Origin of the sequence: uncultured Reyranella sp., assembly GCF_945957355.1 — a bacterium.
Lineage (GTDB): Bacteria > Pseudomonadota > Alphaproteobacteria > Reyranellales > Reyranellaceae > Reyranella.
This window is the reverse complement of the sequence record NZ_CAMFKM010000016.1, coordinates 110814-118419: the sequence shown is the minus strand read 5'-3', so window position 1 is coordinate 118419 and position 7606 is coordinate 110814. Positions and strand designations below refer to the sequence as shown.

Sequence of the window (7606 nt, the reverse complement as noted above, 5' to 3'; positions counted from 1 at the left end):
CGTGACCGATCGTCCCGATGTTGCAGTGCGGCTTGTTCCGCTCAAACTTCGCTTTGCCCATGGTGTCACGACCCTCGTTTCAGACACAGACCGAACTAACTGGCCGACTTAGCCAAACCTGGAGCGGGTGAAGGGAATCGAACCCTCGTCGTAAGCTTGGAAGGCTTCTGCTCTACCATTGAGCTACACCCGCGACGCCCGAACAGAGCCCATCCCGCACGATGGTCCGATGGTGGAGGGGGAAGGATTCGAACCTTCGTAGACGCGAAGTCGGCAGATTTACAGTCTGCTGCCATTGACCGCTCGGCCACCCCTCCGTCCCAACCGGCATAAACGGAAAAAGCCTGTAGGGGCGCGGAGATACAGTGGGTTCCGGTGAGTGGCAAGCACTTCCTTACGGGTAGGGTAATTGCAGCCTCGGAAGACGCTCGTACAGCCATGATGGCCTTTGCCGCTCCCCGCCCACTCCCGACCCCCGATTTGCCCGCCCGCGCGGCACGCCATACAAGGCTCGCCATGTCTCCCCGCCCCAATCGTCCTCATCGCCAGTCCCGCGGCGGCCACCAATCCGTCTGGCTGTTTGGCCGCCACGCAGTGCTCGCGGCCCTCGCCAATCCCGACCGCCGCATCGAGCGGCTCTTCGCCACACGGGAAATGGCTGAGCGCCATGCCGCCGAGATTGGCAAGACCGACAAGGCCATCGTCTCGCGCGAAGACTTGAACCAGCGCCTGCCCACCGGAGCCGTGCATCAGGGTATCGCAGCCCTCGTGGCGCCGCTGGAGGAGCCTGGCCTGGAAGATGTTCTCGCTCGTTGCGGGGACAATGCCCTCGTCCTGGTGCTCGACCAGGTGAGCGACCCCCACAATGTCGGCGCGATCCTGCGCTCGGCCGCCGCCTTCGGGGCCGCCGGCGTTATCGTGACCAACCGTCACACCCCCTCCGACACCGGGACCTTGGCCAAGGCCGCCTCCGGTGCGCTCGAGGTCGTGCCGCTGGTGCGGGCCGTGAATCTGGCCCGCACGCTCGACCTGCTCAAGGAAGCGGGCTTCTGGACCTACGGGCTGGCCGAAAGCGGCGACGCCCGGCTGGGCGACCTCGACCTGAAGGGCCGGACCTGCATCGTACTGGGCGCCGAGGGCGAAGGCCTGCGCCGGCTGACCGCCGAGAAATGCGACCGGCTGGTGACAATTCCCACCAGCGACGCCCTCTCCGCGCTCAATGTGTCCAACGCCGCCGCCGTCGCGGCCTACGAATGGGCGCGCCAGCGTCCCAGGTGAAGCGGGTCTTGCGCTATCGCTAGAACTTGACCTGGCCCGACTTGCCGGCCGGGTTCTTCAGGACCAGCGTCACCTGGGCGCCGGCGGGAATAGCGGCCCTCCCCTCGCCCTTCAGCGCGGTGTCGCCAGCTGGCGCCAGTTGCACGGTCTCCCGGCTGCCGCCCGCGACGATCAGCACCGAGCCGCTGAAGCCCGTGGCGGAGGCCGGCTTGTTGTTCTCGTCGAGGATGTTGATGGTCACCGCGTTGCCAGCGAGGACCAGCTCGACATGCACGCCCGCCACGTCCTGCACTGCCCCGCCGTTGGGACCCTTGGTGCTTCCGTGGCTGTGCTGCGCCACGGCCATGCCGGCCCACAGCATCAGCGCTGCGGCGATCAGGAACTTCTTCATGCGATCTCCTCTGGTCGAACAGGTTTGTCACGATGGAATAGGGCGTAGAGCGCCGGCAGGACGACCAGCGTCAGGATGGTCGACGAGATGATCCCGCCGATGACGACAGTGGCCAGCGGCCGCTGCACTTCGGCGCCCGCACCGGTCGCGATCGCCATCGGCACGAAGCCGAGCGATGCGACGAGCGCGGTCATCAGCACTGGACGCAGCCGCTTCAGAGCACCCTCGCGCACGGCTTGCGCCACGGAACGGCCCTGGCTGCGCAGCCCCTGGATGAACGAGATGATCACCAGCCCGTTCAGCACGGCCACGCCGGACAGGGCGATGAAGCCGATGCCGGCGCTGATCGAGAGCGGAATGTCCCGCAGGACCAGGGCGGCCACGCCGCCGGTCAGGGCAAGCGGTACGCCGCTGAAGACCAGCAGCGCGTCGCCGACCGATCCCAGGCTCATGCACAGCAGGACGAAGATCAGCAGCAGCGCCACGGGCACGACGATGGCCAGTCGCTGCGATGCTCCGACAAGCTGCTCGAACTGGCCGCCCCAGCCGATCCAGTAGCCTGACGGCAGCTTCACCTGCTCGCCGACGCGCTTCTGCACTTTGCCGACGAAGGAGCCGAGATCCCCGTCACGCACATTGGCCGAGACGACGATGCGACGCTTGCCGTTCTCGCGGCTGATCTGGTTGGGACCCGGCGCGATATCGATCGAGGCCACGGCCGAGAGCGGCACATAGGGGGCGGCCGCACCGAGACCGGTCTGCACGATCGCCCGGCCGTTCTCCTTGCCGGCGACCTGGGCCGGAACGGGAATCGGCAGGGAAGACAACGCATCGACGTCGACACGCATCCTCTCGGGCAGCCGAATCACGATGTCGAAGCGGCGGTCGCCTTCGAAGATCAGCCCGGCCTCACGGCCGCCGACCGCGATTTCCACGACTTCCTGCAACTCCGCCAGCGTGATGCCATAGCGCGCGAGGGCGGCGCGGTTGGGTTTCACCGTGAGCATCGGCAGGCCGCTCACCTGCTCCGTCTTCACGTCGGCCGCACCGGGCACGACCTGCACGACTGCCTGTACCTTGTTGGCAATCGACAGAAGCGTGTCGAGATCGTCGCCGAAGATCTTGATGCCGAGATCGCTGCGCACGCCGGAGATCAGCTCGTTGAAGCGCATCTGGATGGGCTGCGTGAACTCGTAGTTGTTGCCCGGGACCTGCTCGACGCGCCTCTCGATCGCGGCAACCAGATCGGCCTTCGACCGGTTCGGATCCGGCCATTCGGAACGCGGCTTCAGCAGGATGAAATTGTCGGCGACATTGGGCGGCATCGGATCGGTCGCGACCTCGGCCGTACCGATCTTGGCCGCGACCTCCTTGACCTCCGGAAACTCCAGGATCGCCTTCTCCAGCGCCTCCTGCATCTGCACGGACTGGGTCAGGCTGGTCCCGGGGATGCGCATCGCATGCATCGCGATGTCGCCCTCGTCGAGCGAGGGAATGAACTCGCCGCCCATGCGCGACGCCGCCACGCCCGCGACGCCGACCAGCATGAAGGCCATCGTGACCACCACGTAGCGCAGCCGGATCGCGCCTTCGAGCGCCGGCGCATAGAGGCGCAGCGCGCCGCGCATGAAGAAGTTCTCCTTCTCGGAGACCTTGCCGGTGACCAGCAGCGCCACCGCGGCCGGTACCAGCGTCATCGAGAGGATGGCCGCGCCCAGCAGCGCCATGAGCACGGTGAGCGCCATCGGGGTGAACATTTTCCCTTCCACGCCGGTCAGCGTGAGGATCGGCAGGTAGACGACGCCGATGATCACGGTGCCGAACAGGCTCGGCTTGATCACCTCCTGGGCGCCGGCGAGGATCGTCGCGAAGCGCTCGTTGCGGGTCAGCAGCCGGCCGCGTTTGTGCTGCTCCTCGGCCAGCAGGCGCAGGCAGTTCTCGACGACGATCACCGCGCCGTCGACGATGATGCCGAAGTCGATGGCGCCGAGGCTCATGAGATTGGCACTGATGTGGTTCTCGACCATGCCGGTGATGGTGAAGAGCATGGACAGCGGAATGACGCAGGCTGTGACGAAGGCCGCCCGGAAGTTGCCCAGGATCAGGAACAGCACGACGACGACCAGCAGCGCGCCTTCGAGAAGGTTCTTCTCGACCGTCCAAACCGTGGCTTCGACGAGCTTGGTGCGATCGTAGATCGCCCGCGCCACGACGCCGTCGGGCAGCGAGCGCGCGATCTCGTCTAGTCTGGCTCCCACGCGCTGCGCGGCCGTCCGGCTGTTCTCGCCGATCAGCAGCATCGTGGTGCCGATTACCGTCTCCTTGCCGTCGAGCGTGGCCGCGCCGGTGCGCAGGTCGGTCCCTTCCTTGACCTCCGCCACATCCGAGATCCGGATCGGCACGCCGCCGCGGGTTCCGATGACGATGTCGCGGATTTCCGGCAGCGTGTTCACCTGTCCCGGCGTGCGGACCAGATACTGCTCGCCGTTGCGCTCGATGTATCCCGCGCCGACATTGGCATTGTGCGTCGCCAGCGCCTGCATGACGTCGCGGAACGTGAGGCGAAAGGCCATCAGCCTCGCGGGATCAGGCAGGACATGGAACTGCTTCTCGTAGCCGCCGATCGTGTTGACCTCGACGATGCCGGGCACCGTCCGGAGCTGCGGCTTGATGATCCAGTCCTGGATGGTGCGCAGGTCGGTGGCCGAATAGGGCTCGCCGTCGGGCTTCTTCGCCCCGGGCCTGGCCTCGACCGCATACATGTAGATCTCGCCGAGCCCCGTCGAGACCGGTCCCATCGCGGTCTCGGTGCCGGGCGGCAGCTGCTCCTTCGCCTGCTGGATGCGCTCGTTCACGAGCTGGCGGGCGAAGTAGATGTCCGTGCCGTCCTTGAACACGACGGTCACCTGGCTGAACCCGTAGCGCGACAGCGAGCGCGTATATTCGAGTTTCGGCAGGCCTCCCATCGCCGTTTCCAGCGGGAAGGTGATGCGCTGCTCGACCTCGAGCGGCGAGTAGCCGGGCGCCACCGTGTTGACCTGCACCTGGACGTTGGTGATGTCGGGCACCGCATCGATCGGCAGGCGCGTGAAGTTCCACGCGCCGAGCGCACCGACCGCGATGGCCGCAATGACGACGAGCCAGCGATTCTGGATGGAAAAGGCCAGTATCTTGTTGATCATCTGCGCTCTCGCCTCAGTGCTCGTGGGCGGCGCCGGCCTTGCCGATCTCCGCCTTGATCACGAAGCTGTTCCTGGCCGCATAGACGTCGCCATCGACCAGGCCGAACAGGACCTCGACCCAGTCGGTGTCCCGGTTGCCGAGTTCCACTTCCCGCGCCGAGAAGGTGTCGCCGCTTCGCACGAAGACGACGTTCTTCCCCTCGAGCGTCTGCAGGGCGCCGGTGCTGACGGCGACATCGACCGGCCGCGCCGACAGGACGACCTTGCCGTCCACGAACAGGCCGGGGCGCAGCCGCCCGCCGTTCGCCACGGTGGCCCGCGCGATCGCCGACTGGGTGTCGCTGGCGCCGATGGGCGAGAGATAGTCGAGCTTCGCCTCGATGGGTGCACCACCGTCGCCCACATCGATCGACACGGCGTCGCCGAGGCGAACCTTCGAGAAATCCTTCCGAAACACCGCGAAGTCGACCCACATGGTGGAGAGATCTGCGATGGTGAAGACCGGCTTCGCTTCCGAGGCGAACTCGCCCAGCGTGCCGTCACGGTCGATCACCGTGCCGTCGATCGGCGCCTTGAGTTCGTAGACCGTCAGGCTCTGGTTGCTCTCGACGGTCGCCAGTACCTCGTCCTTCTTCACCTTGTCGCCCAGCCGCTTGCGCATACTGCGGATGACGCCGGGAAAGCGCGGCGTCACCTTGACCAGGGTCTCCTGATTGGGCTGCACGGTGCCGTTCAATTGCAGCGTGTCGCGAAGCTCACGGGGACCGGCGGTGAGGAGCTCGATGCCCGCCGCCGCGATCTGCGCATCCGTGAGCTTCACGCCCTCGTCATGCCCATGCTCCTCCTTCTCGCCATGGCCGCCCTTGGTCGAAGCGGGCTTGGACTGGTTGGCAAACCGCGAATCGAAGACGTAGAAGCCGGCTGTGGCCAGGATGCCGGCACAGACGATGGCGACCGTCAGATGGCCGAGTGCCTTCCTTACGGATTTCATTGTCGCGTCCTCGTAACGGTCACAGGGCTCGCGGTGAGGCCCTCGATGGTGGCAACGGCGGAATGGAAGCTCGTCAGCGCCTCGTGCTCCTTCAGTTCCGCGTCGGCGACGGCCTGATAGGCATCCAGGATTTCCAGCACCGTGAAGCGGCCCTGCCCGTACCCGGCCTCGATCGTCGCGTAGGTCTGGCGCGCCGCCGGCAGGATCGTCTTGCGGATGAGATCGAGCTGCTGGAGCTGGTTGTTCGCGGTGTCGTGGGCCTTGGCCACGACGGTGATCAGGGCGAGCCGGTTGGAGGCCCGCTCGGAATGGGCCTTTCGCGAGTTCTCCTGCGCTTCCTGTATGCCGCCACGGTTCCTGTCGAGGACGGGAAACGGCATCGAAACGCCCAGCCTGACGGCGCTCTGCTGGGTGTCCGAGTAATAGCGCCAGCCGACGCTGGCCGTGACGTCGGGAATGGGTTTCAGGCGTGAGACCAGCAGTTCGCCGTCGCGCTGGGCGCGGACGGCCGTCCAGCGCATGAGCTGGGGATTGTCGTCGATCGCCTTGATCAGCGCCTCGAAGGGCGCCGGACGAACCAGCCGGCCGAAGTCGCCGGAAACCGACGTGAAATCGGGAAGATCGCGGCCCATCAGCCCGCTCAGCTCCCGGCGGGCCACGGCAAAAGCCAGCCGCGTCCGCTCCCGTTCGAGCTTCGTCGCACCGACCGCCGTCTGGGTCCGCGTGACGTCCGAGGGCGACGAGGCTCCGGCTTCGACCCGGCGCTGCATCAGGGGCACGAGCTTTTCCAGGGTCGCGGCCTGCCGATCCAGGATCTGGATGCGCCGCTGGACCGAGAGGGCTTCCACGAAGGCGAGAGTCGTTTCCGACAGGAGCTCCAGACGGGCCGCCTCCTTTTCCCACCGCATGGCGTCGGCATCGCCGAGAGCCGCGGACACGCGCGCGTCGCGCTTGCCGCCGAGCTCGATGAGTTGGCTCAGCATCAGCGTCGTCTCGGCCCCGCCGACGCTCTCCGAATTGCCCGGTGCGAAGTTGTCGACCTCGAAGCCGATCGTCGGATTAGGCAGCGCGCCGGCCTGCTGGCGGCGGCCCTCCGACATGCCGATGTTGCGGTCGGCGATGTCCAGGCGAGGGTTGCCCTTCACGGCCTGCTGCAAGGCCTGGCGAAGCGTGAGTCCCCCGTTCGACGGACGATGTTGCGGCGGAGTCTGCGACGAGGCTCCGTTCGCATGCGTGACAAGGAGCAGCGCTGCGCACAGCGCTCCTACGACGCGGAATGTCATGACCTGATCCCGGAAAATGCAGCTATCTGCGCGTCGCGTCCGGATTCCCGGAACGACGTACGAAACGCAACGAGATCAGTTCTTGGGGGGCGGCCCCGCTACCCGCATCGAAACAGCGGACACCCGGACAAGGCGTCCTTCGGGTACACCGGCAGAAACGGCCGCGACGTGTATCGGAGATACAGCGTTGAAATAGGGTGCAACGGAACAGCTATGACAGGCCTCGGCGGTCGAGCCGCCATCCGTGCCAAGGTCGTCCGCAGCCGCCGAGATCGTCGTCTGCCCCAGTTCCATGCTGTTTGCCCGAACGTCGCCCGCGACGTGGAGGACGCTGGCAAGCGCAAGGGACAGAACGCAAAGCATCCGGACGAAGCGAGCGCTTCGTCGGAAAACAAGCGCCAGCCGGCAGGCTCCCATATTCAACACGCGCCCCTTATTTCGGAATGCCTCGGGGTTATACAATCACCCAATCGGAGATGTG

General features: G+C 66.2%; 5 protein-coding genes and 2 tRNA genes. 1 reads left to right on the top strand and 6 read right to left on the bottom strand.

Annotated elements, in window-relative coordinates:
• Nucleotides 1-119: 119 nt before the first annotated feature.
• Together Q0Q48_RS23035 and Q0Q48_RS23030 are read right to left on the bottom strand one after the other, a co-directional pair.
• Nucleotides 120-193, bottom strand: a tRNA-Gly gene (locus Q0Q48_RS23035).
• 37 nt (nucleotides 194-230) lie between these two features.
• Nucleotides 231-317: transfer RNA gene (locus Q0Q48_RS23030), tRNA-Tyr, on the bottom strand.
• A gap of 199 nt (nucleotides 318-516) precedes the next feature.
• Here Q0Q48_RS23030 and rlmB point away from each other — a divergent pair.
• On the top strand, nucleotides 517-1278 hold the full coding sequence (rlmB, locus tag Q0Q48_RS23025) for a 23S rRNA (guanosine(2251)-2'-O)-methyltransferase RlmB (RefSeq protein ID WP_295143225.1): 762 nt from the start codon (nucleotides 517-519) through the stop codon (nucleotides 1276-1278).
• Nucleotides 1279-1297: 19 nt separating this feature from the next.
• On the opposite strand, the gene Q0Q48_RS23020 is transcribed toward rlmB, so the two are convergent.
• From Q0Q48_RS23020 to Q0Q48_RS23005, 4 genes are read right to left on the bottom strand one after another with little or no spacing between them, the layout of a single operon-like run.
• The gene (locus tag Q0Q48_RS23020) at nucleotides 1298-1669 is read right to left on the bottom strand and encodes a hypothetical protein (protein WP_295143222.1); all 372 of its coding nucleotides are present in this window, start codon (nucleotides 1667-1669) and stop codon (nucleotides 1298-1300) included.
• Nucleotides 1666-4851, bottom strand: a complete 3186-nt coding sequence (locus Q0Q48_RS23015) for a CusA/CzcA family heavy metal efflux RND transporter (protein ID WP_295143219.1) — start codon at nucleotides 4849-4851, stop codon at nucleotides 1666-1668. The genes Q0Q48_RS23020 and Q0Q48_RS23015 overlap by 4 nt, the downstream gene beginning before the upstream one ends.
• A 13-nt stretch (nucleotides 4852-4864) precedes the next feature.
• The gene (gene ihpB, locus Q0Q48_RS23010; protein ID WP_295143216.1) at nucleotides 4865-5842 is read right to left on the bottom strand and encodes a divalent metal ion exporter adaptor subunit IhpB; all 978 of its coding nucleotides are present in this window, start codon (nucleotides 5840-5842) and stop codon (nucleotides 4865-4867) included.
• On the bottom strand, nucleotides 5839-7125 hold the full coding sequence (locus Q0Q48_RS23005; protein ID WP_295143214.1) for a TolC family protein: 1287 nt from the start codon (nucleotides 7123-7125) through the stop codon (nucleotides 5839-5841). Before Q0Q48_RS23005 ends, ihpB begins: the two co-directional genes overlap by 4 nt.
• Between the last annotated feature and the right edge of the window lie 481 nt (nucleotides 7126-7606).